Origin of the sequence: Conexibacter woesei DSM 14684, from assembly GCF_000025265.1 — a bacterium.
Classification (GTDB): domain Bacteria; phylum Actinomycetota; class Thermoleophilia; order Solirubrobacterales; family Solirubrobacteraceae; genus Conexibacter; species Conexibacter woesei.
Map to the genome: position 1 here is coordinate 4,056,885 of NC_013739.1, position 24,507 is coordinate 4,081,391.

Here is a 24,507-nt window from a genome sequence, read left to right on the forward strand (position 1 = left end):
AGTTGGAGCGGCTCGGGGCAACTCTGTTCATGACCCCCTCCACCCTCCGCCGGCTGCTGCTCGCGTCGTGCGCGCTGGCGGCGTGCGCCGCGACGGCCCCGGCCGCGACCGCCTCACCGGACACCGTGATCCGCACGGACGTCTCGCTCCCCTCAGGCGTCCGCGCCGAGATCCACGCGCCGGCCCGCCCGTCGGCAGCGCCGCTCGTGCTGATCGCGCACGGCCGCCACGCCAGCTGCCGGCGCGGGACCAGACTGCGGCCGGGCTGGCCCTGTCCCCGCGGCTGGGCCGCGAACCCGAGCTACCGCGGTTACCGCCCGCTCGCGCCGCCGACTTCACGATCGACCCCGGCCGTGCGCAGCGGCTCAGCGTCGAGCTGACCGACGGCACCGGCGCGGTCGCCCGGGCGGCGTTCCCGCCGCTGCCCGCGCCCGGTCGTCCCCGCGCCAAGCAGGACCTGTCGCCGCGCGTCCTGCTGCGGCAGCTGCGGCTCCCGCTGAGCGCGTTCGCGGGCGTCGACCTGCGGCGGGTGACGCAGGTGACGTTCGTCTTCGACGGCGCGCCCCGCGGCCGGCTCGCGCTCGGTTCGCTGCAGTTGGCGGCCTCTCAGATGTAGGCCCAGCCGAGCTTGATCGGCGTGTCGGGCGACGCGAGCGAGTAGACGAGCGCATCGCCGGCGCCTATCTGAACCGTGCTGAAGCCCGGCGAAACCGGCGTCGTGCTACCGCCTTGGTGCCAGACGTAGACGGTCGAGGGCTGCTGCTGATACTCGTACGCGACCCACAGGTACCCGGCGTTGGGCATCGTTATCCAGACGTCCGGCGGGGTGTCGTCCACCCCTGCGATCAGGATCGTCGTGTCGGCCGGCTGCTGCTCCGCGATCTCCTGCCCGAACTGCCGCTGCTCGATCGACGACATGCTGCGCCTCCCATGGTCGCTGCTGAGAACGAGCGGCGGAAGCTATCCCCGGAAGGCGAGAGGTTCGTCGATTTACAGCTTTTATGTATCTATTGCTCCGGATGGGCGCAGACAGGGACGAGCAGGGTTCGGCAGGTTTCGCGCGCGCATGCGCCAGACCGCGCCGCCCGCCTGGCTACGATCGGCGGCCCCTCCGAAGGAGAGCATCGATGAGCAGGTCGCGCACAGCCCTCGCCGCAGCCGTCGTCACGACGGCGCTGCTCGTCGGCGCCGCATCAGCCCAGGCCGCCCCAGCGAGAGTGAGGCTCGGGCCGGAGGGCTCCGCGTTCTACGACCCGCCGAAGACGCTGCCGGCCGGCAAGCCGGGAACGCTGATCTGGGCGCGGCCGATCCAGGCGCCGAAGGGCGCGCAGGCGTGGAAGGTGCTCTACAAGTCGAAGGTCGTGGGCGGCAAGACGGTCGCGGTCTCCGGGCTCGTGATCGCCCCGAAGGGCAAGGCACCCAAGCGCGGCCGGCCCGTCGTCGCCTGGGCGCACGGGACGCTGGGCGGCGCGCGCGGATGCGCGCCCTCGATCCCTGACAACCCGGCCCGCAACCTCGAGGACTACTACACCTACACGAGCGAGTACTCGATCGACGTCGGCGTGCCCGCCCTCTCGCAGCTGCTGAAGGCGGGCTACGTCGTGACCGCGACCGACTACCAGGGGCTCGGCACGCCGGGCGTGCATCAGTACACGGTCGGGACGACCGAGGCGAACAACGTGCTCGACTCGGTCAAGGCCGCCAAGCAGCTCCCGCAGAGCGGGACGAGCAACGACGTCGTCGTGCTCGGCTGGTCCCAGGGCGGCGGCGCCGCGATCTTCGCCGGCCAGTCCGCCGCGTCGTCGTACGCCAAGCCGCTGCGCCTGCTCGGGATCGCGGCGCTCGCGCCAGCCGCGAACACCGCGCCCGACATCGAGGGCCTCGTCGAGCCCGGACCGACCTCGACGCTGTCCCCGTCCGTGAGCGCGGTGCAGCAGCTCAACGCCTTCCGCGGCTTCGCCGCCGCCTATCCGAACCTGAGCATGGGCGACGTCGTGTCGACCGCCGGTCAGCAGCCGCTGCGGGCGTTGGGCATCCAGTGCACGATCCACCTCGGCGACGTCGTCCAGGAGCTGGGCGTCGACCCCGCGACGTTCTTCAAGCGCCCGATACCGGCCGAGTGGAGACAGCGCTTCCAGGAGAACACGGCCGGCAACCAGACGACGGTCGCGCCGGTGCTGACGATGCAGGGCACCGCCGACACGGTCGTCAACCCGAACGGCACGACCCAGTACATCCAGCGCGCGTGCAGATTCGGCCAGCCGGTCGAGTACTCGACCTACCCGGGCGCGACGCACCAGACGATCCCGTTCGCCGCGCAGCGCGAGTACGTGTCGTGGATCGCCGACCGCTTCGCCGGCAGGAGAGCGCCGTCGAACTGCCCGACGTAGCAGCGTCGGCGCTCAGTGCGGGATCGGACCGGCGACCTGGCGCGTGGCGGCGTTCAGCCGGTTCCACAGGTTGACGGTCGCGATCCCGAGGACGAGTGCCGCGAGCGCCGGCTCGTCGTAGTGGCGCGCGGCCTCGTCCCAGACTTCGTCGGCGACGGCGTCGGCGCGGTCGCTCAGCCGCGTGACCGCCTCCGCGAGCGAGAGCGCGGCGCGCTCGGCGTCGGTGAAGTACGGCGCCTCGCGCCAGGCGGCGACGGCGAACATCCGCTCGTCGGTCTCGCCCGCCTTGCGCAGGTCGCGGGCGTGCATGTCGACGCAGAGGCTGCAGCCGTTGATCTGGCTCGCGCGCAGGTGGACGAGCTCGAGCGTGCGTGCGTCGACGCCGTTGTCTCTGGTGGTGGCGCCGAGGGCGAGCAGCGCCTGCATCGCGCCGGGCACCGCCATCGCCGGGTTTGTCATCCGTGGTTCCATGGTCTCGCTCCTGTCACATCGTCTGGATTCGATCGGTCAACGAGGTGACACGGAGCGACGAAGGAATGTGACAAATGGATGATCACGAGTGGATCGCAGAGCAGTTCGAGGGGCAGCGGCGCCACCTGAACGCCGTCGCTTACCGGATGCTCGGCTCGCGCAGCGAGGCCGACGACGCCGTCCAGGAGGCGTGGCTGCGAGCCAGCCGCGCCGGCGCCGACGAGGTCGAGAACCTCGGCGGCTGGCTGACGACGATCGTCGCGCGCGTCTGCCTGAACATGCTGCGGTCCCGCCGGACGCGGCACGAGGTGCCGCTGGAGGAGCCCGAGCACGTGCGTGTGCCGGACCCGCTCGTCAGCCGCGCCGAGGGCCACGATCCCGAGCAGGCGGCGCTGCTCGCCGACTCGGTCGGGCTCGCGCTGCTCGTCGTGCTCGAGACGCTCGGGCCCGCCGAACGGCTCGCGTTCGTGCTGCACGACCTGTTCGGCATGCCGTTCGACGAGATCGCCCCGATCGTCGACCGCTCCCCGGCCGCGACGCGCCAGCTCGCCAGCCGCGCCCGCCGCCGCGTCCGCGGCGCCGCCCCGGCGCCCGATCCCGACCTCGCACGTCAGCGCGTCGCCGTCGACGCCTTCTTCGCCGCCGCCCGCGACGGCGACTTCGACGCGCTCGTCGCCGTGCTCGACCCCGACGTCGTCCTGCGCACCGACGGCGGCCTCACCCGCGGCGCCTCGGTCGTGGTCCGCGGCGCCGAGGCGGTCGCCGGCCGCGCACGCGCGTATGCGCGGATTTCCGCGTCCGTGCACCCAGCGCTCGTCAACGGCGCCGCGGGCGTCGTCGTCGTCGCCTCCGGCCGCCCGTTCTCGATCATGGGCTTCACCGTCGCCGACGACAGGATCGTCGCGATCGACGCGCTCTCAGACCCCGCCCGCCTCGCCCAGCTCGACCTGACGGCGTTCGGGGTGTAGGGCGGAGCGGTCGTGGGCCGTTCCCCGGAACGACATCGACCCGCTCCGGAGAGCGGGTCGAGCGCGGGTGGTGAGCCCGGAACGCCTGACTAGCGTCGTTCGAGTCGAACCGGTCGATACCCGATCATTACTCTAGGAACGCGAGCGCGGACGCGCCACCCCGCGTGTGTGGCACTTCCTAAAGACCGGCCCGTGCGCGGAGTCGCTCGCCGAGCACGACGGTGTGCGGGAGGCGCGCGAGGGTGTGCGGGTCCGCGGTGATACCCGCGTGCCTGAGGGTGTCGGCCAGGTGCTGCCAGTGATCGGCTGCCATCTGCTCCTGCGTGCGTCCGCCGAACGGCTCGTCCGGGCCGACGACCGTGCGCGCAGTCGCCTCGACCTCCTCGATCGACGGCGCGGCGCCGGCGCCGCGGGCGGAGCCGCCCGGCGATGTGCTCCAGCCGCGGTCGTCGAGCAGCGGCAGGCGGCGGCCGTCGGCGAGCACGGCGTCGTGACGCACGCGCACGGACAGCGCGGCGGCGGCACCAGCGGCACCAGCCGCACCAGCCGCACCAGCGGCGCCAGCGGCACCAGCGGCACCAGCCGCACCGGCGGCGGCCGCGGCGCCCGCCTCGTCATCCAGCTCAGCCACGGTCTCCAGGCGCACGACGTCGGTCATCGCCGCATCCTCTCAGGCCGCCGCGCGCGGACCGCTACGCTCGACCGGTGACCGCCGAGCCCGAGCCTGAGGACGACCCGCCGCCCGAGGCGGAGAAGCTGCCGACCGGCCGGCTCGCGCGGACCGCGCGGGTCGGCGGACTGGTCGCCGGGCAGGGCGTGCGCTGGGCCGGGATGCGGACCGCCAACCGGGTCCGCACGCCGGAGCGCGCCGCCGCGGCGCAGAGCGATCGGACGGCGGCGCTCGTGCATCAGCTCGTCGACCAGCTCGGCCAGATGCGCGGCGCGGCGATGAAGGTCGGCCAGATGATCTCGATGGTCGAGTTCGACGGGCTGCCCGAGGACCAGCAGGACGAGCTGCAGCGCAAGCTCGCCGCGCTCCGTGACGACGTGCCGCCGGTCCGCTTCGCCGACCTCGAGCAGCTGATGCGGAAGGAGCTCGGCGGCCCTCTCAAGCGGGTCTTCTCCGACTTCGACGAGCGTGCCTTCGCCGCCGCCTCGATCGGGCAGGTCCACCGCGCCACCACCGTCGACGGCGACGACGTCGTCGTCAAGGTCCAGTATCCCGGCGTCGCGGAGGCGGTCGAGACCGACCTGCGCAACGCGACGCTGCTGCTGCCGCTCGTCAAGCGGCTCGCACCGGGGCTCGACGCAAAGGCGCTCGCCGCCGAGATGCGCGAGCGGATCGGCGAGGAGCTCGACTACGAGCTGGAGGCGCAGAACCACCGCCGCATCGAGCGGCTGCTGCGCGGGCATCCGTTCGCGCGCGTCCCGCGCGTCCGCACCGATCTCTCGACGCAGCGCGTGCTGGTGTCCGAGTACGTCGCGGGCGAGCGCTTCGAGGAGGTCCGCCGCGACGGCGAGGCCGAGCGCGACCGCTACGGCGAGATCGTGTTCCGCTTCTTCTTCGGGCTGCTCTACCGCGACCGGATCGTCCTCGGCGACCCGCACCCCGGCAACTACCTGCTGTGCCCCGACGGCCGCGTCTGCTTCCTCGACTTCGGCCTCGTCCGCGACGTCGGCGCCGACCGGATCGACGGCGAGCGCGGGATAGCGCTCGCCGTCCGCGACAAGGACGCCGCGGCGCTGAAGACGGCGCTGCGCACTGCGGGCTACCTGCCCGGGGATCGCGCCGACGCGGTCGACGCCGACTGGGCGCTGAAGCTGATGCGGATGGCGATCAAGTGGTACGCCGTCCCCGGCGTCCGCCGCTTCTCACCCGAGGACGCGCGCAACGCCCGCGAGCGCCCCGACCGCCCGCGCCCCGACGCCGAGCAGCGCGCGGCGACCAAGACGCAGATGAACCAGTTCACGCTCCCGCCCGAGGCGCTCCTGATCCGCCGGATGCACGGCATCGTCGCGATCGTCCTCTCGCAGCTGCGCGCGGGCGCGGACTGGGGCGCGATCGCCGCCGAGTATCTCCACGGCGCCCCGCCGGCGACGCCGCTCGGCGAGGCCGAGGCCGCCTTCTTCGCCGGCCGCCGCGCCGCCTGACGGCGCGGCCGCTCAGGAGACGAGGCCGTGGCGCATCGCGTAGAGCGTCGCCTCGGCGCGCGAGGAGACGCCGAGCTTGCCGTACACGCACTCGACGTGGTTGCGCGCCGTCTTCTCCGCGATCACCAGCTCGCCCGCCACCTCGCGCGCCGAGGCGCCGCGGGCGACGAGCACCAGGACCTCCAGCTCGCGTGCCGTCAACCCCGCCGGCCGCGCCCGCGACCGCGCCGTCGCGCGGCGGTGGCCGGCGGCGGCGAGCACGTCCTCGACCGCGTCGCCGTCGAGCCGGCCGGCGCGCACGTCGCCGCGCAGCTCGGCGGCGGCCGCGTCCGGTTCGAGCGGCGGCCGGTAGGGCCGCGGCTCGCTCATCGCCTGGCACGCGTCCGCCGCGGCGAGGATGCGCGCCGCCGGTGACAGCGCGGCGCCGGTGAGCCCGCGGTGATAGCCGGAGCCGTCGAGGCGCTCGTGGTCGCAGGCGGCGATCGCCCCCAGGCGCGCGAGCGCCGGTGAGCGGGCGAGCATGCGCTCGGTGTAGTACGGATGCAGGCGCACGCGCTCGCGCTCGGCGTCGGTCAGCGGTCCCGGCTTGTCCCAGATCGTCGTCGGGATGCCGATCCGCCCGAGGTCGTGGACCAGTGCAGCGCTGCGGACGGCGCCGATCTCCTCCGGCGGGAGCCCCGCCGAGGCCGCGGCCCGCCCGGCGAGCGCGGAGACGCCGCGCGAGTGGCCGGCGAACCACGGCGACTTGAGATCGGTGAAGTCGGCCACCGCTTCGAGCGCCTCGTCGAGGCGCTCGGCGGTCAGCAGGCGGCCGGGCCCCGGCTCGGCGCGCAGGACGGCGTCCCAGCTCGGCTCGTCTTCGAGCGGGCCGAGCAGCGCGTCCGCGTGGTCGCAGAACGCGGTGACGAGCAGCGGGTCGAGCTGGCCGCCGGCGCGCTCCCGGGCAACCTTCACCGCCGCCTCCACCCCGCCGTCGCGGTGGTGCACCTCGACGATGTCGGCGAGCTGGACGAGCCGCACCGCGACGGGCAGCTCGTCGCCGGCGACGCCCTTCGGCAGGCCCTTGCCGTCCCAGCGCGCGAAGACCAGGCGCAGCGGTCCGGAGATCTCCGGACCGAGCCCGAGCCGCTGCGCCATCTGCGACGCGACCTGGCAGTGCGTCGTCATCGCCGCCGCGACGTCGCGCCCGTTGGTCGCGACGAGCGACGCCGCCATCCGCGCGCGGCGCAGCGGCGGCCGGCCGCTGCCGACGCGGCGCAGCAGGAACCCCAGCATCGGCAGCCCGCCGCGGTCGACGGCGTAGCTCTGCGCCCGCAGCGCGATGTCGTCGCCGAACAGCCCCGCGAGCTCGTGCGAGTCCGCGGTGCAGCCGACCCACGCCAGCAGCGCGACGTAGTACGCCGCCGCCTGGTCGTCGTCGCCGGCGCCGACCGCCGCGCCGAGCGCGACGGCGATCCGGCACTGGCGCAGCACGTGCTCCTGCGGCAGCCCCAGCCCGAGGTCGGTCGCGAGCGAGAGCGCCCCGATCAGCTCGGCCAGTCGCAGCGGCTGGGCGAGACACGGTTCGCGCACGCAGCAAGCGTAGATGGTGCGGATGCGCCGACACGGCGGGAGATGAGGCGAACGCCCCACGCCGCGCGGCAGCGCGCGCCGTACGGTCGGTGGACAACCAACCCGAAACGGACGCGATGACCGAGCGCAACGCAGATGTCGTGATCAATCTCGCCACCGGGCACGAGGACGCCGAGCGCGTGACCGTCGCCTTCCTCGTGGCGACGGCCGCGCTGGCGAAGGGCAGACAGGTGACGATGTTCCTCACCAAAGAGGCCGTCCGCCTCGGCCTGCCCGGCTACGGCGAGGCGATCGAGGTCTCAGGCGCCCCGCCCGTCGCGCGGCTCCTGAGCCAGTTCGCCGACGGCGGCGGCGAGCTGCTCGTCTGCCCGATCTGCTTCAGCGGCCGGCAGCTCGACGAAGCGGCGCTGGTGCCGAACGCCGTGCTGGGAGGCGCCACGCCGCTGTTCGACCGGATCGGCGACGGCGCGACCGTCTTCAGCTACTGACGCGCCGCGGCTCAGCGCGCCGCCAGCGATCCGAGCCAGTCGAGCAGCAGCCGGTTGACCTCGTCGGGACGCTCCTGCTGGAGCCAGTGGCCGCAGCCGTCGAGCAGGTGCGAGGAGACGAGGCCGGGCAGAGTCGCGGGGAACGCCGCGATCGCGTCGGCCATCCACGTCGTGGACGGGTCCAACGCGCCGCCGATGAACAGCGACGGCTGGCGGATCGGCGCGCCGTCCCAGGCGGCGAGGTCCTCCCAGTCGCGGTCGAAGTTGCGGTAGCGCGCGAGCGCGCCCGCGAACCCGGTCTCCTCGAACTCCTGCGCGCTGCCGTCCAGTTCGTCGGGCGAAAGCCACGCCGGCAGCGCGCCGGCCGGGAAGCGGTCGCGCATCGCTCTGCCGGGCGGCACGAAGGCATAGGCGCCGCCGGCGGCTCCCATCGTGTCGGCCGACAGCGCGGCGTAGAAGCCGGCCAGCCAGCCGCGGACGTCGCGCTCGATCTCCGCCTCCGCGACGCCCGGCTCCTGGAACCAGCTGACGTAGAACTGCTCGTCGCCGCCGATCTGCGCGAACGCGTCGGTCGGGCGCGGGCCGCCGCGCGGCGTGTACGGGACGCCGAGCAGCCCGACGGCGGTGAAGACGTCCGGCCGCAGCAGCGCCGAGTTGGCGGCGATCGACGCGCCGACGTCGTGGCCGACGACGATCGCGGTCTCCTCGCCGAGCGCCCGCACGACGGCGACGTCGTCGGCGACGTGCGCGAGCATCCGGCAGTCCGCGACCGCCGCCGGCTGTGACGAACCGCCGTAGCCGCGCAGGTCGAGCGCGACGGCGCGGTAGCCGGCCGCCGCGAGCGCCGGCAGCTGGCGGCGCCACGCGCGCCACGACTCGGGGAAGCCGTGGAGCAGCAGCACGAGCGGGCCGGTGCCCTGCTCGACGAGGTGGATGCGGCCGCCGGGGACGTCCACCAGCCGGTGCGTCGGCTCGAGCTCGGTCAGTTCTGTGGGCTGTGACATGTGCATGCTCCTTCGCGGTGTCTACGCTCTCCAGTGTGGCTGAGCGATCCCGTCACGGAAGACCATTTGCCGCGCCGGCAAACGAGCACACGTCCTCGCAAGCGGACGACGACGTCGAGGAGCGCGTCCGCGGGCGCCTGCGGCAGCTGCGTGACGAGCGCGGGCTGACGCTCGCCGAGGTCGCGTTCGCCGCCGGCATGGCGACCTCGACGTTGAGCCGGCTGGAGACCGGCGCGCGCCGGCTCACGCTCGCCCACCTGCCTGCGCTCGCCCGCGCCCTCGGGATCGCGACCGACGAGCTGGTCGCCGCGCCGCGCCGCGCCGTCGCGCCGGACCGCAGCCCCTGGACGACGGCCGACGGCGTGACGTTCGTGCCCCTGACCGAGCCGGGGGACGGCCCGCGCGTCTGCCGGCTGCTGCTCCCCGCCGGCCTCCACCACCCCGCTCCGAAGACGCACGAGGGCCACCAGCGGCTGCACGTGATCGACGGCCGGCTGCGCCTGGTGCTCGGCGGGAAGGAGCAGATCCTCGCGCCGGGCGATTCGACCGAGTTCAGCACCTGGCTGCCGCACTGCTCGAGCGCCGTCGAGGAGCCCGTCGAGCTGCTCGTGATCTTCGACCCGCTCCACACGCGCGGCTGAGCCGCTCGCGGCGAGGCGGCGCCGGGTTCAGCCGCCGCCAGGCGCGGAGCCAGCGCGGCTGGCAGCGCGGGCCGCTCAGCCGCGCGCGGCGACGGCGCCGGCGGCCGTCTCCACCAGCGCGCGGACGGCCGCGTCGTCGGCGTCCGTGACGCCGCCGCCGACGCCGACCGCGACCGCGCCGGCGGCGAAGTGCTCGGCCACGTTGGCCGCGCTGACGCCGCCGGTCGGCACGAACGGGATCTGCCGCAGCGGCGCGCGCAGCTCGCGCAGGTAGCCGGGGCCGAGCGAGCCCGCCGGGAACAGCTTCACCGCGCTCGCGCCGGCCCGCCACGCCGTCACCGCCTCGGTCGGCGTCATCGCGCCGGCGAAGGTCGCCAGGCCGCGCGCACCGGCCCAACCGATCAGCTCCGCGTCCACGTGCGGCGAGACGAGGAACTGCGCTCCCGCCGCGCGTGCCGCCTCCGCCGCGTCGATCTCCAGCACCGTCCCCACGCCGACCGCCAGCCCCGGGCAGGCGGCGCGGACGCCGCGGATCGCGTCGAGGTGTCCGGGCGTGTCGCACGTGACCTCGAGCGCGGCGACGCCGAGCCGCTCCAGCCGCTGCGCGAGCGCAACCGTCTCGCCGGCCGGCAGGCCGCGCAGGATCGCCAGCAGGCCGCTCGACGCGACCGCGGCCGGGATCGGGACGCGCTCAGGCATTGCCCGGCTCCGCGGCAGCGCTGACCGTCTCGGTGCCGCAGACTCGCGTAGAACAGACCGTCGCCATGCGCTTTCCAACCCTCTCGTGATCGCCCGCCAGCTGTTCACCGTCTAACGGCGGTTTCGTCACGGCGACAGGCTACCGCCGGCTCGTCGCCGGCTACGACGAGCCGGAGCGCGCGACGCGGAACCCGACGTCCTCGATCCGGAACGTCGGGTGGCTGCGCCGCCGCACGCCGGCGCGGCAGCTCCACTCGGGATCGCTCCAGCCTCCGCCGCGCAGCACGCGGTAGTCGCCGTAGACCTCGGCGTCGTAGACGTCCCAGCACCACTCCCAGACGTTGCCGAGCATGTCGTGGAGCCCCCATGCGTTGGGCCGCTTGCCGCCGACGGCGTGGGGCCGATCGGCCGAGTTGTCGCGGAACCAGGCGATCTCGTCGAGCGCGCCATAGCGCGGCCCCGCGGTGCCCGCCCGGCATGCGTGCTCCCACTCGGCCTCGGTCGGCAGGCGGTAGCCGTCCGCCGACGGCTCCCAGCTGACGGCGTCGCCGGCGAGCGCGTACGCCGGCGCCAGCCCCTCGCGCGCCGACAGCGCGTTGCAGAAGCCCGCCGCGTCGAGCCACGAGACGCACTCGACCGGGAGTGCGTCGCCGGGCGCGTCACTCGGCGACGAGCCCGCAACCGCGGCGTACTGCGCTTGCGTGACCGGCGACGCGGCGAGCGAGTACGGCGCGACCTCGACCGTCCAGCGGCGCCTGGTGCGCCGGTCGTGGAGCGTCACCGCACCGGACGCGATCGCGATCATCCGCTCAGGTTCGAAGCCGCCGGCCATCCGGCGCGATCGTACGGCCTCGCGGTTTCGGCGGGCCGTCAGCGGTGAGTTCCACGGCATCCGGCAGTCATAGGGACAGTGAGCGACGAAGGGAGCCCGACCATGACCCGCCAGCTCGACGAGACCGTCGACCTCGACATCTACGGCGCCGGCCCGCTGCCATGGAGCCGCGCGCTCGACGCGCTCCGCAGCGGGTGGCCCAGAATGGAGACCGCTTGCTTCCTCGGGACCGTCCGGCCCGACGGCCGGCCCCACGCGGCCGCCGTCGGCGCCGCGGAGTACGACGGCGACGTCTACTTCACCAGCGGCCCCGGCACGCGCAAGTCGCGCAACCTCGCGGTCAACCCCGCGTGCACGCTGTCGCTGCGGCTCGACGGAATCGACCTCGTGCTCGAAGGCGAGGCGCGCCGTGTGACCGACACGCCGACGCTCGACCGCGTCGCTGCACTCTACCGCGACAGCGGCTGGCCGGCGGAGGTCGACGGCGATGCGCTCACCGCCCCCTACAGCGCGCAGAGTGCCGGACCGCCGCCGTGGCACCTCTACCGCATCACCTTCCACACCGCGTTCGGCGTCGGTCTGCGCGAGCCGCACGGCGCGAGCCGCTGGAGCTTCAGCGACGCCTGAGCGCGCCGCCCAGCTCGGTCACTCCTCGTCGAACTCGTGCTCGTAGCCCTGGCCGGACCGCGGCTTGGCGCCGAAGCCTTGTTGGAGGCCGCCGGTTCTCACGCCCGGCGGCGGTCCGCCGGGCTGCGGGTCGCCGGCGCGGCCGCGCTGCGACGGGCGGTCGGCGTCGCGACTCGGCTGGACGCGCTTGGGCTCGCCTCTCTGCTTCGGGAAGTGCGGCGGCCACGGCGCGTCGCCGAGCCCGCCCTCCTCGTCCCTGCGGGCGAGGTCGAGCAGCTGCTCCAGCGAGCCGGGCTCGTCGTCGATCGAGGCGGCCGGGTCGCCGACCGTGCGCAGCCGCTCGGGGACCGTGTCGAGCCGCAGGTCGCCGGGCTCGACGGCAGGGACCTCGTCCCACTCCAGCGCGCACGAGACGCGCGCGTCGACCGTCGGGCGCACGGAGTAGCACGACGCGACCGTGCGGTCGCGCGCGTTCTGGTTGTAGTCCACGAAGACGCCGTGGCGCTCCTCCTTCCACCACTTGCTCGTCGCGAGGTCCGGTGCGCGCCGCTCGACCTCGCGGGCCAGCGCCAGCGCGGCGCGACGGACCTCGAGGTGGTCCCAGCGCGGCTCGACGCGGACGTTGACGTGGATGCCCTTCGAGCCGGAGGTCTTCGGATAGCCGCGCAGGCCGTACTCGGCGAGCACGTCGCGGACGACCATCGCCGTGCGCCGCACCTCGTCCCAGCCGACGCCCGGGGTCGGGTCGAGGTCGACCCGCAGCTCGTCGGGATGGTCGAGGTCGGCGCGCCGCGCCGGCCACGGGTTGAAGTCGATCACGCCGAGGTTGGCCGCCCACACGAGATGCGCGGCGTCGTTGGCGACCAGCTCCTCGGCGGTGCGGCCGGAGGGGAACGAGACGGTCGCCGTCTCCAGCCACTCGGGCACTCTCTGCGGCACGCGCTTCTGCCAGATCGGGTCCTCGGTGATCCCGTTCACGAAGCGCTTCATCACGGTCGGGCGCTCGCGCAGGTGCACGAGCGCGGCGTCGGCGACCGCCATGTAGTACTGCGCGAGGTCGAGCTTGGTCCACCCCGGCTTCGGAAAGTAGACCTTGGCGGGGTTCGAGAGCCGCACCTCGCGCCCGGCGACTTCGAGGATCGTGTGTTCGCTTCTCGCCACTGCGCCGGAAGCCTAGCGACGCTGGCGGGCGCGGCGGATCGTCCGCTCGCATTCCATCGGCTCGGTGAGCCGTTGGTCGACGAGCTGCTGAAGCCCCTCCAGGAACGCCTCGGCCGTCCGTCTGGGGAGCGTCGCGAGCACCTCGCTCTGGACCCGGTGGACGGTCGCGCGGCCCTCGGCGATCTTCTCGTGACCGAGCGGCGTCACGACGACGATGCGCGCGCGGCGGTCGTGCTCGCAGGGCCGGCGCTCGGCGAGGCCGGCGGCTTCGAGCGCGTCGATCGTCTGCACCATCGTCGTCTTGTCGACGCCGACGAGGTCGACCAGGTCGGACTGCGAACGCCGGCCGTCGGCGGCCGCTTCGAGCACGTGGTAGGCGCGCGGTGTCACGCCGAGCGGGATGAACGCCCGGCCGATCTCGACGTTGAGCGAGAACGACGCCTTCGCCAACAGCCACCCGAGGTCGGCGGCGAGGCACCGCTGACCGTCTGTCTCGGCCGTCGCCGCGTCCGCCGGCTCGGGCCTGTCCGTGATGCTCATCGTGGCTCCAGACTACTCGTCGCGCACACCGCGTCGCGCGTCAGACGCACCACGCAAACATTTCAGTAACAATATTTGCACAGAGAAAACATTCGGTAGTAGACGATTTGCTAAGGTCGGGAAATGGCCGACACCGCTCCCCCCTCCACCAGCTCCGCTCCAGCCAGACGCGACTCCCGCTGGATCGCGCTCTACATCCTCTGCACGGGGATGCTGATGATCGTGCTCGACTCGTCGATCGTGAACGTCGCGCTGCCGAGCATCCAGGACGACCTCGGCTTCTCCACCTCGAACCTGGCGTGGGTCGTCAACGCCTACCTGCTGACGTTCGGCGGCCTGCTGCTGCTCGCCGGCCGGCTCGGCGACCTGCTCGGTCGTCGTCGCATCTTCCTCGCCGGGCTCGTCGTCTTCACCATCGCCTCCGCGTTGTGCGGCCTCGCGACGAGCGAGGGCGTGCTGATCGCCGCGCGGATGCTGCAGGGCATCGGCGGCGCGCTGACCGCGGCCGTGATCCTCGGGATGATCGTGACGATGTTCCCGGAGCCGCGCGAGCAGGCGAAGGCGCTCGGCGTCTTCGCGTTCGTCGCCTCCGGCGGCGCGTCGCTCGGGCTGCTGCTCGGCGGCGTGCTGACCGACGCGCTGTCGTGGCACTGGATCTTCCTCGTCAACGTGCCGATCGGCGTCGTCACGTTCCTGCTCGCGCAGCGGTTCGTCGCCGACGAGCCGGGGCTCGGCCTGAGCAGAGGCGCCGACGTGCTCGGCGCGACGCTGATCACGAGCGGCCTGATGGTCGGCGTGTACGCGATCGTCAAGGTCTCCGACGAGGGCTGGGGCTCGCTCCACACGCTCGGCCTCGGCGCGGTCTCGATCGCGCTGCTGTCGCTGTTCGTGCTGCGCCAGGCGCGCGCCGCGAACCCGCTGATGCGGCTCGGGATCTTCCGTTCGCGCAACCTCTCGGCGACGAACGCGGTGCAGATCCTGATCATGGGCGGACTGTTCGCCGTCTTCTTCCTCGGCACGCTCTACCTCGAGCGCGTGCTCGGCTTCAAGCCGATCGAGATCGGCCTCGCGTTCCTGCCGGTGTCGCTCGGGATCGGCCTGCTGTCGCTCGGCTTCGCCGAACGGCTCAGCGTACGCTTCGGGCCGAAGAACACGCTGCTCGCCGGGCTGACGCTCGCGGCCCTCGGCCTGCTGCTGTTCACGCAGGTGCCGACCGACGGCTCCTACGTCTCCGACGTGCTGCCGTCGATGGTCCTGATCGGCGTCGGCATGGGCACGGCGTTCCCGGCGATGATGGCGCTCGCGATGTCCGGCGTCGCGCCGCAGGACGCGGGCCTCGCCTCGGGCCTCGTCAACACGACCCAGCAGATCGGCGCCGCGCTCGGACTGTCGCTGCTGGCGACCTTCTCGACGACGCGCAGCGACACGCTGCTCGACAAGGGCGAGCCGATCGGCGACGCGCTCACGGGCGGCTACACGCTCGCGTTCGGGATCGCGACCGGCCTGCTCGTCGCCGCGGTCGCGATCGTCGCGCTCGTGATCCAGAAGCCGGCGGCACGCGAGCCGGTCCACGTCGAGCAGGACGAGCAGGCGCTCGCCTACGCGGAGGCGTAGGCGCAGGTCGCATCCGGCGCGCGACGCGCCGGACGCTCGGCAGCACGGAAAGCCCCGCTGATGCGGGGCTTTCGTCGTTCTCCCCCTGCGCCGCTCTTGCCCCGGCCGCATGTGCTTCCTAGGATCGGTCCGCCGGCTCCCGGGGGAAGGAGGTCGCGACCAGTCGTGCCCGCGTGCGTCGAGGCGCGCGCGGCTCCTTGTCAGCAGCACCGAGCCGCTCGCGTCGGCGGGCGGTGGAGGGAACTCGAGATGTCTCAGAGAAACCGGCTCGCCGTGATGGCGAGCCTTGCGATGCTCGTGCTCGCGTGCGGCGCAGCGTCGGCCGCGGGACATGCCGCGATAGGCATGGGCCCGACCGACGACCCGCCGCGCGAGATAGAGATCAGAAGCGACAGATCAGGGGTCAGATTCAGTGCCTTCCTCTTCAACGGCACCTGTCAGCTGTCGCTGCACTTCTTCGTCTACCCGCGGGTCGACAAGAGACCGCTAGCGGCGCTCGGTGCGATCACCAGAGGAAGACTGACCGACTGCGCGCCGGCGGGCGTGACGGCGGTGGTCCTACCGACGTCCCCACGACTCAACTACCAGTCGTTCCTAGGCAGACTACCCGACATAACGGGACTGCTAGTGATCGTCCTATTCCTCGCGTTCGAATTCACCGCCCCTGGCATCGGGAGATGCCTATACCAGGGCAATCTGCCGGCGCTAATCGACCTCGTCGGCAACCCCCAGCTGTTCACGTTGCTACCTGCGCCGAACGCCTTCGCCAAGACGCCGGGCAGCGACATACTCTGCCCGGCGACCGGAACGTTGAGCGCGGCGGGCCCGCTGATCATCACCGACCCGCTCTCGACGAGACTAATCGACCCGTGAGCTGACGGATGCGGGGCGCCAGCCGCTCACGCGGGCGCCTTCGCTCCCGTCAGACCCTCGACCGTCAGCTCCGATTCGATCGCGTCGCGGACGGCCGCGATCGCACCCGCGCGGGCGCGCTGCTTCGTCGCGGCGTGGGCCGCGGGGTTGAGGCCGGCGAGCGTCTCGGCGGCCTCGCGGCCGGCGGCGGCCAGGTCGGCAGAAGCGACGACGCGGTCGAGGAACCCCGCGGCGACCGCCTCCTGCGGGGTGTGCATCACGGCGGTGACGACGGCGCGATCGAAGGCGGCGGGGGTCAACCGCTGGCGGGCCAGCTCGATCGCGAACCACGGCATCGTCAGGCCGATCTGAACCTCGTTGAGGCCGATCTTGAAGGGGCCGTCGGCGCCGACGCGGGCGTCGGCCGCGAGCAGCAGGAACGCGCCGGCGGCGACCGCATGACCGTTGCAGGCGATCGCGACCGGGGTCGGGAACGCGAGGATCCGCTCCGCGAGCGTCGCGCCCAGCCGCAGCATCTCCACCACGGCGGCCGGGTCGCCGGAGGCGAAGACGGTCAGGTCGAAGCCGCCCGAGAAGCGGCCCTCGCGGCCGGTCATCAGCACGACGGCCTCGTCGCGTTCGGCCTGGTCGAGCGCGTCGTGGAGGGTTCGCAGCATCGCGATCGAGAGCGCGTTGGCCTTCCCGTCGTCGAGCGTCACCGTCGCGATCCGTCCGTCGAGCGCGTACGTCGCCAGTTCCGTCATCTGCGGCCTCCATGGTCGATGCGTCGGGCGCGACAGCTTATCGGAACATTGTTCCGAAACAGTGTTCCGGAACGTCGGTAGGCTTCGCGCGATGCCCCGCCCCAAGCAACGGACGCCGGAGCTGGGCCAGCGCGTGCTGGCGGCGGCGGTCGACCTGCTCGCCGCCGAGGGCGTCGCCGGCGTCACCGCACGAGAGGTCGCGCGTGCGGCGCAGACCTCGACCCCGGCCGTCTACGAGCTGTTCGGCGACAAGGGCGGCCTCGTGCGCGCCGTCTTCTTCGAGGGCTTCCGCCGGCTGCACGAGCTGCTCGCCGCGGTGCCCGAGACCGACGACCCGCGTGCCGACGCGCTCGCGACAGTCGCCGCCTACCGCGCCTTCGTCGTCGCCAACCCCGCCCTCGCCGACGTGATGCTGTCGAGACCGTTCACCGACTTCGCACCCGGCCCGCAGGAGCTGCGGGCGAGCGGCTCGGTCCGCGAGCTGATCGTCGCGCGTGTCCGCCGCGGCGTCGAGGCCGGCGCCTTCGCCGCCGACCCCGTCGACCTCGCGCACGCGCTCGTCGCGCTCGTCCAAGGCCTCGCCGCCGCCGAGAACGGCCGCCGCCTCGGCACGACGCCGGACTCCGTCGACCGCCGCTGGGCGTTCGCCGTCGGCGCTCTGCTCGACGGCGTCGCCGGGCCGCGCGCTCAGCCGACGACGAGCAGCGCGTTGCCGTCGGGGTCGCGCAGGTAGAACATCGGCGGCCACGGCTCGGTCAGCGAGACGCCGCCGAGTCTGATCTCCGCCGGCGAGCCGGCGCGGGCGACCGCGGGGTCGACGTCGTGGCCTTCGGCGAGCAGCTGGGCGTGGGTCGCGTCGATGTCGCCGGTCGTCACGACGATCCCGGTCTGGGTGCCGGCGGCCTCGGGGCGCCCGGGGACGAGCGCGACGCCGGTCTTGCCGTCCGGCGGCACCATCTCGATCCAGCGCTGGCCGTCGCCGAAGTCGGCGTCGGCCTGGGTGGTGAACCCGAGCGCCTTGTAGAACGCGACCGAGCGGTCCTGGTCGCTGGACGGGACCATCACGAGGTGGATCTGGCCGATGCGGTGGGTGGTGGTGCTCACAGCAGTGCCTCCTTCGATCGTGGCGTCCCACCTGTGACTGTCCGCGCGCGGACAAGTCATCGCTCGCGGTGCAGCTTTCCTCCACGAACCTGCGCGCTGACGACGTCAGATCGGCCGAGCTCGACAGAAACGTCAGACTCGCGCGAATGGGAGGCAGTTCATTCCGCGGCTTCGTCCCGTGGATCATCTTCTGGGTCGTCGCGAGTCCGAGCAGCTGGGAGTACGCGTCCGGCGGTGCGTTGATCGCCGCGCTGATCCTGCTGATCCCGTCGTCCGATCGCGGCAGCGTCAAGCTGCTCGACGTCGTCTCGATCGCGTTCTTCGGCGCGCTCACGATCGCCGGACTGGCGTTGGATCGCGACCAGCTCGACTGGCTCGAGGACTACGCGCAGGCGATCTCCAGCGGCGTGCTCGCGATCGTCGTGCTCGGCTCGCTCGCGTTCATCCCGTTCACCGAGCAGTACGCGCGCGAGCAGGCGCCGAAGGAGGTCTGGGAGACGCCGCTCTTCAAGCAGGTCAACCGCGTGCTGACGCTCGTCTGGGGTGCCGTGTTCGCACTCGCGGCGATCCTCGGCGTGATCGCGCAGCAGGTCGACGGCGGGACCGACTGGCTCAACTGGATCATCCCGATCGCGCTGATCGTCGGTGCGTTCAAGTTCACCGCCTGGTACCCCGACCATGCGCGGGCGGCCGCCGGCGCGCCGGCGCGCCCGGGCACGTCCCCGACAGTGAGGAGCTGATCGTGACGACCGGCAACGCCGCGCTGCGACGGCGCGACACCGCGGGATGGACGGTGATCGAGAACGACCCGCAGCAGCCCCGGCGGCGGGTGCTGATGCTGCCGGGCCTGTTCTGCACGTCGGAGTTCTTCACCGGCGTGCTCACCGACGAGGCGCTCGCGACGGCGGGCGTGACGGCGCTGGCGGCAGATCCGCCCGGCTTCGCGGGGCTGCCGGTCCCGGGCGGGTTCGACTTCTCGATCGCGAGCTATGCGGCGCTGGTCGAGGAGTTCGCCGCCGCCGAGTCGATCGACCTGATCGCCGGTCACTCGTTCGGCGCCAACGTCGGCATCGAGATCGCCGCGCGCGGTCGCTTCCGAGGCAAGCTGCTGCTGCTGTCCCCCTCGCTCTCACGGGAGGACGAGGAGGAGGATCTGCGCTCGCTCGACGAGGCGAGCCACACGCCGATCGTCGGCACGCTCGTCTGGCTCGGCATCAACCCGACGCTCAAGCACGGGATGAGAGGCCGCCTGCCCGAGGACCGCTTCGACGAGCTGTTCGGCGAGATGAAGCGCAACCCGCGCGCCGCCAACCGCGCGCAGGTCGTCGGCTTCTTCGAGCACCTCGCCGCGCACGGCGGCGAGGTCGCGAGCCGGCTCGCGACCGCCTCCACACCCGTCTGGCTCGGGCGCGGCGACCGCGACGAGGTCGGCATCACCGACGCGGAGCTGGCGATTGTCGACGCCGCGCCGCACGTGACGCTCAAGACGATCCCCGGCGCCGCCCACTTCTCGATCACCGACACCCCGCACGAGGTCGCGCAGCTCGTGCTCGACCTGCTGGCCTACGAGGAGAGCTGAGCGGTCGGCCGGTAGCAGAGGCGCACGACGCCCGACGGGAAGGTCGTCGTCGCGACGAGCTCCAAGCGGACGGCGCCGACGTCGTCGAAGATCCGCGGCCCGGCCGCCGACAGGTAGGGGCTGACCGTGAACCAGATCTCGTCGACGAGGCCGCGGGCGATGAGGTCGCGAGCCAGCTCGCCGGCACCGGAGACGATCAGGTTGCCGTCGTGCTCGTCCTTGAGGCTGCCGACGCTGTCGGAGAGGTCGCCCTCCAGCAGCGTGGCGTTCCACTCCAACGGTCCGCTCAGCGTCCGCGACGCGACGTACTTCGGCATGCTGTTCATGCGCTCGGCGTAAGCCTCGAACCCGGGCAGATCGGCCATCCGCGGCCAGACCGCGGCGAGCCCCTCGTAGGTCTTGCGGCCCAGCACCATCGCGTCGGCCGCCTGCCACTTCTCCAGCGAGGCCTGCTGGCTGTCGGGGTCGAGGACGAGCCACCCGTCCGGCGCGGGCGCCGGCGCTTCGAAGGCGCCGTTGACGGTGATGGCGGCGTTGATGATCAGTCGTCCCACGAGAAGCTCCTGTCGTTCCGGTCGCGGAGATGCGCTTGCCGTCTCTCCAACGACGCAGCGGCGGAAACTCATCGGTCGCGCCCGAATGCGCGGCGTGGCCGAGCCGGTTGCGTCAGGCCGGCGCGGGCGCGGGGCGGTCGAGCGCGTGGGTGGCGAGCGTGACCGCCGTCGCAAGCGCGAGCGGGAGCCACAGCGCGGCCTCCAGCAGCAGTGCGCCGACGACCGCGCCGAGCAGCAGCGCGAGCAGCGCGGCGGCACGCTGCGCGAGGTCGGCGCCGCTCGCGAGGCCGGCGCCCGCGGCTGCCGCACCGCCGATCGCGGTCAGGTTGAGCACCGTCGTCGCGACGTTCGCACCGCCGCGCCCGCGCACGATCGTCGTGCGCAGCCCCATCGCGGCGGCCAGCGCCGCGATCGTCAGCAACGCGGCCGTGTCCCCCGCCCGCGGATCGGACGCGGCCGCGACGGCGGTCGCGAGCGCCAGCAGTCCGATCTCGGCCGCGACCGCAGCCGCCACGCCGCGCGGGACGCTCGCCGTCGCGCTGGCCCGCAGCAGCAGCGCCGCCGCGACGCCGCCGGCGACGAAGGCGCAGAGCGCGGTCAACGGAGCGGCGACTGGGGCGCCGTCCGCGCCCGCGACACCGAATCCGAGGAACGCGACGTTGCCCGTCTGCATCGCGCAGAACGCCTGGCCGAGGCCGAGGAAGGCGACCGCGTCGACCATCCCCGTCGCGCAGGTCAGCGCCAGCAGCCGCCGCGCCCGCTCGTCCACGCCCAGTCCCCGCACGGGGCGGATCCTGGCGCAGGCGGCGGACGGGAGGCTCGGACTGGTCAGCCCGCGCCGGCGGCGACGTCCGCCCACAGCGCAGCCAGCCGCGCCTGCGCCGCTGGGTCGACGTCGCGGATCGTGATCGCGCGCCGCAGCGTCGCCGGCGACGGGAACAGCACCGGGTCGTCGCGCAGCTCCGCCGGCAGCAGCCGCCGGGCGGCGTCGTTCGGCGTCGCGTAGCTGTGCTGCTCGACGGTGATCCGGGCGAGCTCGGGATCGAGCAGCGCGGCGATCGCGGCGCGCGCGAGCGCCGGCCGCGGGCAGCTGGCGGCGATCGCGACGGTCGTCACCCACACGACTGCGCCCTCGCCGGGGAGCGAGTAGGCGAGCCGCGGATCGGCCCGGACCGCGGCGGCGGCCGGGCCGCTCCAGGCGTGGTGAGCGGCGACGAGCCCGTCGCGCACCGGCGAGACGAAATCGCCGGAGTCGACCCGCGCGACGGCCCGCCCGCCCCGTCGCAGCAGCTCCCCCGCCGCCGCCAGCGCGCGCTCGTCGGTCGCGTCGAAGCGCTCGCCGGCCGCGAGCAGCGCGGCGCCGATCACCTCGCGCGGCTCGTCGAGCAGCCCGACGACGACGCCGGGCGGCGGGTCGAGCAGCGCCCGCCACGAGCCGGCGTCCGGCAGCCGCTCGCGGTCGTGGAGGACGCCCGTCGTGCCGAAGGCGAGCGGGACCGACCAGCGCTCGGCGGGATCCCACGCCGGGCGCCGCGCCCACGGCGCGAGCGCGTCGCGGCCGGGCAGCAGCGCGGCGTCGAGCGGCGCCAGCAGCCCGCGTGCCGCGAGCCGCTCGACCATGAAGTCCGACGGCGTCACGAGGTCCCAGCGCTCGCCTGCCAGCAGCCGCTCCTCGAGCTGCTCGTTGGTGCAGATCGTCTCGCAGTCGAGCGCGACGCCGAGCCGCGCCGCGACCCGCTCGAGCGCCTCCGGCGCCGGCATGCCGGGCCAGACGAGCATCCGCAACGGCGCTCCGCCGGCGGCTCCGGTCACGCGACCGCGGTGCGCGTCAGCGTGCGCAGGCCGGTCGCGGTGACGATGTACTGGTCCTCCTCCTTGAGCCCGACGACCTCGCCGCTCGGCAGCTCGACCGAGGTGGAGGGCTCGATGCAGATCGCCATCCCCTCCTCGAGCACGTCGTCGTGGTCCATCAGCTCCTCGCGGTAGAGGCTCGGGATCTCGACCATCCGCAACCCGATGCCGTGGCCCATCGCGTACGCGGTCGGCGGCAAGCCGTGGCCGCGCAGCGCGTCGTTGACGACCCGCGCGACCTCCGACCCCTTCACGCCGGGGCGCGCGAACGCCTCGCCGGCCGCCTTCGCGTCGAGCAGCTTGCGGTGGGCGTCGGCGACGACCGGGTCCGGCTCGCCGGCGAAGGCGGTGCGGCAGAAGTCGGCGGTGTAGCCGCCGCGGCCGATCACGCCGTAGTCGACGAAGAAGACCTCGCCGCCCCAGATGCGCCGTCCGGTCGGCAGCCACGCCGCCTCCTTCGGCGTCGCCTGGGCGACGATCACGCTGTGCGAGATCCACTCGACCATGTGCTTGTGGGCGGTCTCGTCGGCGAGCGTGACGACCTCGTGGTCCGTCATCCCTTCGACGAACCCACCCATCGCCGCGGAGGCGCACAGCGACAGCACCTCGCAGCCCGCCTCCAGCAGCCGCACCTCGTCGGGCAGCTTGATCCGGCGCGCCCACAGCAGCTCGCGCAGGACCGGTACCAGCTCGACCTGCGGACAGGCGGCGCGCAGCGCCGCGGCGACCTCGAACGGCAGCACGTCGACGCCGAGCCGTCTGGCGCCGACGCGCTCCAGCTCCCGCGCGAGCACGCGGGCGTACGTCGCCGGATGCGCCCACAGCGACTGCCACGACGGCGTCGGGACGCGCCGCGTGATCCACGGCAGGCCGTGCATCGGCTCGTCGATCGCCTCGCCGACGTCGCAGGCGAGCAGCGTCGTCTCGCCGTCGGCCGCGACGAGCGCCGCGTAGTAGTCGTAGTTGGAGTCGTACGTCAGCGTCGCGCGGAAGTCGGTCGCCTGCCGGATCGTGTCGAAGCTCGACAGCAGCAGGTGGTCGACCGCCTGCTCGCGCATCAGCTCGGAGACGCGCTCCATGCGCGCGTCGCGCAGCGCGGCGAAGTCGACCTCGGGCCAGCGGTACATCACAGCTCCTTCGGGTTCGTCGCCGTCGTGTCGGCGGTCGGCTCGCCGAGGTGCATGCGGCCGCGGACGGTCGCGTAGACGAGCGCGCCGAGCACGCCGAGGACGGCCGTCACGATCACCACCGACCACTGCAGCCACCAGTCCGGCCCGGAGAGGACCTCGCGCGGCCACGAGATGTTGACCATCTCGAAGACCGCCCACGTCATCGCCGCGATCAGCACCGGCAGCGACCAGCGGCCGAGCGAGAACGGCCCCGACTTCCAGCCGCCGCGCCAGCGCACGATCGCGGCGGCGACGAGCGCCAGCGCGAAGGTCAGGTACCAGCCGCCGATCACGTAGCCGACGAGCACGTTGTAGACGTTGGAGCCGGTCAGCAGGAAGATCGGCAGCGGCAGCACGGCGGTGACGGCGAGCGCGTTGAGCGGGATCGCCTCGCGCTGGGAGAGCTTCGACAGCCAGCCGGAGGCGGGCAGCGCTCTGTCGCGGGCGAACGCCCAGATGACGCGCGAGATGCCCGTCTGCAGGCCGAGCACGCAGGCGCTGAAGCCGAGCGCGAACATGCCGTTGACGAGGCGCGTGGCGGTCTCGCCGAGGTGGACCGTCAGCGCGGTGGTGATCGGGTCGGCGTCCGCGCCGGTGAGGACGGCGCCGACGTCGGGCACGGCGAGCAGCAGCGACAGCGAGCCGAAGAGGCCGATCGCGGCGATCGCCATCAGCGAGTAGCGCAGCGCCTTCGGGACGTTGCGCCCGGCGTCCTTGACCTCCTCGCCGATCGCGCCGGAGGACTCGAAGCCGACGAATGACCAGCCGGCGAGGCCGATCGCGAGCAGGACGGTCGAGGCGCTCCAGCCGCCCGCGCCGAGGCCGTTCTCGAAGATCGCGCTGATCGGGTTGACGTGGTGGAAGGCCAGCAGCCAGACGCCGAGGCCGATCGAGGCGATCACCTCGACCGTGATCGACACCGCGATCATCAGCCGCAGCAGTCTGCGCGTCAGCATGTTGCACGCCGTCGCGATCGCCAGCACGATCACGCAGCCGAGGATCAGCGACGACTTCGCGCTGACGTCGATCGCGAGCGCCGCGCCCCAGAACTGGGTCGCGCCGACGGCGACGGTGACGAGTGCGATCAGCACCGTCCAGACGTACGCCCAGCCGGTGAACCAGCCGTAGGCGGGGCCCATCAGGCGGCCGGCCCAGGCGTAGAGGCTGCCCTGATAGGGGTAGCGCGAGGCGACCTCGCCGAGCGCGTAGGCGACGAGCAGCTGCCCGGCGGCCGCGACCGGCAGGGCGAGCCAGAAGCCCGGCCCCACGAGCGCGAGCGCGATCGCGAACACGCCGTAGATGCAGACGATCGGCGACATGTACGCGAACGCCAGCGAGAACGCCGAGCGCAGCGTGAAGTCCCGCTTGAGCGCCTGGCCGCCGGTGGGGCCCTCGGGTGGCGGCGCGCCGCGGCCGCTCGCTCGCAGCGGCGTTGAGGCTTCCATCGTCATTCGGGAGTTCTCCTTCACAGCGCGG

28 protein-coding genes are annotated in these 24,507 nt (G+C 73.3%); 12 read left to right on the forward strand and 16 right to left on the reverse strand.

The window, feature by feature from the left end:
• Window positions 1-67: 67 nt before the first annotated feature.
• Window positions 68-616: a hypothetical protein gene (locus CWOE_RS19130; protein ID WP_041730693.1), complete on the forward strand. Its 549-nt coding sequence runs from the start codon at window positions 68-70 to the stop codon at window positions 614-616.
• On the opposite strand, the gene CWOE_RS19135 is transcribed toward CWOE_RS19130, so the two are convergent.
• Window positions 607-918 carry a hypothetical protein gene (locus CWOE_RS19135; RefSeq protein WP_012935288.1) on the reverse strand — a complete coding sequence of 104 codons (312 nt, stop codon included), beginning with the start codon at window positions 916-918 and terminating at the stop codon, window positions 607-609. The two genes, CWOE_RS19130 and CWOE_RS19135, sit on opposite strands and share 10 nt — an antisense overlap.
• 209 nt (window positions 919-1,127) lie before the next feature.
• On the opposite strand from CWOE_RS19135, the gene CWOE_RS19140 reads away from it, so the two are divergent.
• Window positions 1,128-2,390 (forward strand): alpha/beta fold hydrolase, encoded by a 1,263-nt coding sequence (locus CWOE_RS19140; RefSeq protein WP_012935289.1) that lies wholly within the window; start codon window positions 1,128-1,130, stop codon window positions 2,388-2,390.
• 12 nt (window positions 2,391-2,402) lie between these two features.
• Here the strand turns inward: CWOE_RS19140 and CWOE_RS19145 are convergent, their stop codons facing one another.
• On the reverse strand, window positions 2,403-2,861 hold the full coding sequence (locus CWOE_RS19145; RefSeq protein ID WP_012935290.1) for a carboxymuconolactone decarboxylase family protein: 459 nt from the start codon (window positions 2,859-2,861) through the stop codon (window positions 2,403-2,405).
• 74 nt (window positions 2,862-2,935) lie between these two features.
• Here CWOE_RS19145 and CWOE_RS19150 point away from each other — a divergent pair, with 74 nt between their 5' ends.
• Window positions 2,936-3,829: a sigma-70 family RNA polymerase sigma factor gene (locus CWOE_RS19150; RefSeq protein WP_012935291.1), complete on the forward strand. Its 894-nt coding sequence runs from the start codon at window positions 2,936-2,938 to the stop codon at window positions 3,827-3,829.
• Between the two features lie 178 nt (window positions 3,830-4,007).
• On the opposite strand, the gene CWOE_RS19155 is transcribed toward CWOE_RS19150, so the two are convergent.
• Window positions 4,008-4,487 carry a hypothetical protein gene (locus CWOE_RS19155; protein ID WP_012935292.1) on the reverse strand — a complete coding sequence of 160 codons (480 nt, stop codon included), beginning with the start codon at window positions 4,485-4,487 and terminating at the stop codon, window positions 4,008-4,010.
• Window positions 4,488-4,534: 47 nt separating this feature from the next.
• Between CWOE_RS19155 and CWOE_RS19160 the strand changes: the two genes are divergently transcribed.
• Window positions 4,535-5,980 (forward strand): ABC1 kinase family protein, encoded by a 1,446-nt coding sequence (locus CWOE_RS19160; RefSeq protein WP_012935293.1) that lies wholly within the window; start codon window positions 4,535-4,537, stop codon window positions 5,978-5,980.
• Window positions 5,981-5,992: 12 nt separating this feature from the next.
• On the opposite strand, the gene CWOE_RS19165 is transcribed toward CWOE_RS19160, so the two are convergent.
• A complete protein-coding gene (locus tag CWOE_RS19165) occupies window positions 5,993-7,552 on the reverse strand; it encodes an HD domain-containing phosphohydrolase (RefSeq protein ID WP_012935294.1) in 1,560 nt (519 codons plus the stop codon).
• 116 nt (window positions 7,553-7,668) lie between these two features.
• On the opposite strand from CWOE_RS19165, the gene CWOE_RS19170 reads away from it, so the two are divergent.
• Window positions 7,669-8,040, forward strand: a complete 372-nt coding sequence (locus tag CWOE_RS19170; RefSeq protein ID WP_012935295.1) for a DsrE family protein — start codon at window positions 7,669-7,671, stop codon at window positions 8,038-8,040.
• An 11-nt stretch (window positions 8,041-8,051) separates the two neighbouring features.
• Here the strand turns inward: CWOE_RS19170 and CWOE_RS19175 are convergent, their stop codons facing one another.
• Complete coding sequence (locus tag CWOE_RS19175) at window positions 8,052-9,044, reverse strand: alpha/beta fold hydrolase (RefSeq protein ID WP_012935296.1); 993 nt, start codon at window positions 9,042-9,044, stop codon at window positions 8,052-8,054.
• A 35-nt stretch (window positions 9,045-9,079) separates the two neighbouring features.
• Between CWOE_RS19175 and CWOE_RS32915 the strand changes: the two genes are divergently transcribed.
• A complete protein-coding gene (locus CWOE_RS32915) occupies window positions 9,080-9,685 on the forward strand; it encodes a helix-turn-helix domain-containing protein (protein WP_012935297.1) in 606 nt (201 codons plus the stop codon).
• Between the two features lie 75 nt (window positions 9,686-9,760).
• Here CWOE_RS32915 and CWOE_RS19185 read toward each other — a convergent pair whose 3' ends face one another.
• Together CWOE_RS19185 and CWOE_RS19190 are read right to left on the reverse strand one after the other, a co-directional pair.
• Window positions 9,761-10,384: a bifunctional 4-hydroxy-2-oxoglutarate aldolase/2-dehydro-3-deoxy-phosphogluconate aldolase gene (locus CWOE_RS19185; protein ID WP_012935298.1), complete on the reverse strand. Its 624-nt coding sequence runs from the start codon at window positions 10,382-10,384 to the stop codon at window positions 9,761-9,763.
• Between the two features lie 160 nt (window positions 10,385-10,544).
• Window positions 10,545-11,216 carry a formylglycine-generating enzyme family protein gene (locus tag CWOE_RS19190; RefSeq protein WP_012935299.1) on the reverse strand — a complete coding sequence of 224 codons (672 nt, stop codon included), beginning with the start codon at window positions 11,214-11,216 and terminating at the stop codon, window positions 10,545-10,547.
• A gap of 102 nt (window positions 11,217-11,318) precedes the next feature.
• On the opposite strand from CWOE_RS19190, the gene CWOE_RS19195 reads away from it, so the two are divergent.
• On the forward strand, window positions 11,319-11,843 hold the full coding sequence (locus CWOE_RS19195) for a pyridoxamine 5'-phosphate oxidase family protein (RefSeq protein WP_012935300.1): 525 nt from the start codon (window positions 11,319-11,321) through the stop codon (window positions 11,841-11,843).
• Between the two features lie 18 nt (window positions 11,844-11,861).
• Here CWOE_RS19195 and CWOE_RS19200 read toward each other — a convergent pair whose 3' ends face one another.
• Both CWOE_RS19200 and CWOE_RS19205 read right to left on the reverse strand, forming a co-directional pair.
• Window positions 11,862-13,004, reverse strand: a complete 1,143-nt coding sequence (locus tag CWOE_RS19200; RefSeq protein WP_012935301.1) for a DNA polymerase domain-containing protein — start codon at window positions 13,002-13,004, stop codon at window positions 11,862-11,864.
• Between the two features lie 12 nt (window positions 13,005-13,016).
• On the reverse strand, window positions 13,017-13,544 hold the full coding sequence (locus tag CWOE_RS19205) for a MarR family winged helix-turn-helix transcriptional regulator (RefSeq protein ID WP_012935302.1): 528 nt from the start codon (window positions 13,542-13,544) through the stop codon (window positions 13,017-13,019).
• Window positions 13,545-13,667: 123 nt separating this feature from the next.
• Between CWOE_RS19205 and CWOE_RS19210 the strand changes: the two genes are divergently transcribed.
• The gene (locus CWOE_RS19210) at window positions 13,668-15,158 is read left to right on the forward strand and encodes an MFS transporter (protein ID WP_012935303.1); all 1,491 of its coding nucleotides are present in this window, start codon (window positions 13,668-13,670) and stop codon (window positions 15,156-15,158) included.
• A gap of 291 nt (window positions 15,159-15,449) precedes the next feature.
• Entirely contained in the window at window positions 15,450-16,031 is a 582-nt protein-coding gene (locus CWOE_RS19215) for a hypothetical protein (RefSeq protein WP_148261081.1), read from the forward strand.
• Window positions 16,032-16,057: 26 nt separating this feature from the next.
• On the opposite strand, the gene CWOE_RS19220 is transcribed toward CWOE_RS19215, so the two are convergent.
• Entirely contained in the window at window positions 16,058-16,774 is a 717-nt protein-coding gene (locus tag CWOE_RS19220; RefSeq protein WP_012935305.1) for a crotonase/enoyl-CoA hydratase family protein, read from the reverse strand.
• A 91-nt stretch (window positions 16,775-16,865) separates the two neighbouring features.
• Here CWOE_RS19220 and CWOE_RS19225 point away from each other — a divergent pair, with 91 nt between their 5' ends.
• On the forward strand, window positions 16,866-17,507 hold the full coding sequence (locus tag CWOE_RS19225; protein WP_012935306.1) for a TetR/AcrR family transcriptional regulator: 642 nt from the start codon (window positions 16,866-16,868) through the stop codon (window positions 17,505-17,507).
• Here CWOE_RS19225 and CWOE_RS19230 read toward each other — a convergent pair.
• Window positions 17,462-17,878, reverse strand: a complete 417-nt coding sequence (locus tag CWOE_RS19230) for a VOC family protein (protein ID WP_012935307.1) — start codon at window positions 17,876-17,878, stop codon at window positions 17,462-17,464. The genes CWOE_RS19225 and CWOE_RS19230 overlap by 46 nt on opposite strands.
• Before the next feature lie 68 nt (window positions 17,879-17,946).
• On the opposite strand from CWOE_RS19230, the gene CWOE_RS19235 reads away from it, so the two are divergent.
• Together CWOE_RS19235 and CWOE_RS19240 are read left to right on the forward strand one after the other, a co-directional pair.
• Window positions 17,947-18,618, forward strand: coding sequence for a DUF3159 domain-containing protein (locus CWOE_RS19235; RefSeq protein WP_012935308.1), 672 nt, complete (start codon window positions 17,947-17,949; stop codon window positions 18,616-18,618).
• 2 nt (window positions 18,619-18,620) lie between these two features.
• Window positions 18,621-19,457 carry an alpha/beta fold hydrolase gene (locus tag CWOE_RS19240; protein WP_012935309.1) on the forward strand — a complete coding sequence of 279 codons (837 nt, stop codon included), beginning with the start codon at window positions 18,621-18,623 and terminating at the stop codon, window positions 19,455-19,457.
• On the opposite strand, the gene CWOE_RS19245 is transcribed toward CWOE_RS19240, so the two are convergent.
• From CWOE_RS19245 to CWOE_RS19265, 5 genes are all read right to left on the reverse strand, one after another.
• Window positions 19,442-20,011, reverse strand: a complete 570-nt coding sequence (locus CWOE_RS19245) for a dihydrofolate reductase family protein (protein ID WP_012935310.1) — start codon at window positions 20,009-20,011, stop codon at window positions 19,442-19,444. The genes CWOE_RS19240 and CWOE_RS19245 overlap by 16 nt on opposite strands.
• A gap of 112 nt (window positions 20,012-20,123) precedes the next feature.
• Window positions 20,124-20,795, reverse strand: coding sequence for a YoaK family protein (locus CWOE_RS19250; RefSeq protein WP_012935311.1), 672 nt, complete (start codon window positions 20,793-20,795; stop codon window positions 20,124-20,126).
• 44 nt (window positions 20,796-20,839) lie between these two features.
• The gene (locus CWOE_RS19255; protein WP_012935312.1) at window positions 20,840-21,823 is read right to left on the reverse strand and encodes a polyamine ABC transporter substrate-binding protein; all 984 of its coding nucleotides are present in this window, start codon (window positions 21,821-21,823) and stop codon (window positions 20,840-20,842) included.
• Window positions 21,820-22,989, reverse strand: a complete 1,170-nt coding sequence (locus CWOE_RS19260) for a M24 family metallopeptidase (RefSeq protein WP_012935313.1) — start codon at window positions 22,987-22,989, stop codon at window positions 21,820-21,822. Before CWOE_RS19260 ends, CWOE_RS19255 begins: the two co-directional genes overlap by 4 nt.
• Window positions 22,989-24,482 (reverse strand): APC family permease, encoded by a 1,494-nt coding sequence (locus CWOE_RS19265; RefSeq protein ID WP_012935314.1) that lies wholly within the window; start codon window positions 24,480-24,482, stop codon window positions 22,989-22,991. The genes CWOE_RS19260 and CWOE_RS19265 overlap by 1 nt, the downstream gene beginning before the upstream one ends.
• Window positions 24,483-24,507 lie beyond the last annotated feature (25 nt).

Coding starts and splice junctions, on each gene's coding strand:
- CWOE_RS19155 (WP_012935292.1), bottom strand. CDS start 4,487: ATGACCGACGTCGTGCGCCTGGAGACCGTGGCTGAGCTGGATGACGAG.
- CWOE_RS19205 (WP_012935302.1), bottom strand. CDS start 13,544: ATGAGCATCACGGACAGGCCCGAGCCGGCGGACGCGGCGACGGCCGAG.
- CWOE_RS19145 (WP_012935290.1), bottom strand. CDS start 2,861: ATGGAACCACGGATGACAAACCCGGCGATGGCGGTGCCCGGCGCGATG.
- CWOE_RS19265 (WP_012935314.1), bottom strand. CDS start 24,482: ATGACGATGGAAGCCTCAACGCCGCTGCGAGCGAGCGGCCGCGGCGCG.
- CWOE_RS19215 (WP_148261081.1), top strand. CDS start 15,450: ATGCTCGTGCTCGCGTGCGGCGCAGCGTCGGCCGCGGGACATGCCGCG.
- CWOE_RS19185 (WP_012935298.1), bottom strand. CDS start 10,384: ATGCCTGAGCGCGTCCCGATCCCGGCCGCGGTCGCGTCGAGCGGCCTG.
- CWOE_RS19150 (WP_012935291.1), top strand. CDS start 2,936: ATGGATGATCACGAGTGGATCGCAGAGCAGTTCGAGGGGCAGCGGCGC.
- CWOE_RS19135 (WP_012935288.1), bottom strand. CDS start 918: ATGTCGTCGATCGAGCAGCGGCAGTTCGGGCAGGAGATCGCGGAGCAG.
- CWOE_RS19175 (WP_012935296.1), bottom strand. CDS start 9,044: ATGTCACAGCCCACAGAACTGACCGAGCTCGAGCCGACGCACCGGCTG.
- CWOE_RS19170 (WP_012935295.1), top strand. CDS start 7,669: ATGACCGAGCGCAACGCAGATGTCGTGATCAATCTCGCCACCGGGCAC.
- CWOE_RS19195 (WP_012935300.1), top strand. CDS start 11,319: ATGACCCGCCAGCTCGACGAGACCGTCGACCTCGACATCTACGGCGCC.
- CWOE_RS19140 (WP_012935289.1), top strand. CDS start 1,128: ATGAGCAGGTCGCGCACAGCCCTCGCCGCAGCCGTCGTCACGACGGCG.
- CWOE_RS19190 (WP_012935299.1), bottom strand. CDS start 11,216: ATGGCCGGCGGCTTCGAACCTGAGCGGATGATCGCGATCGCGTCCGGT.
- CWOE_RS19210 (WP_012935303.1), top strand. CDS start 13,668: ATGGCCGACACCGCTCCCCCCTCCACCAGCTCCGCTCCAGCCAGACGC.
- CWOE_RS19220 (WP_012935305.1), bottom strand. CDS start 16,774: ATGACGGAACTGGCGACGTACGCGCTCGACGGACGGATCGCGACGGTG.
- CWOE_RS19225 (WP_012935306.1), top strand. CDS start 16,866: ATGCCCCGCCCCAAGCAACGGACGCCGGAGCTGGGCCAGCGCGTGCTG.
- CWOE_RS19260 (WP_012935313.1), bottom strand. CDS start 22,989: ATGTACCGCTGGCCCGAGGTCGACTTCGCCGCGCTGCGCGACGCGCGC.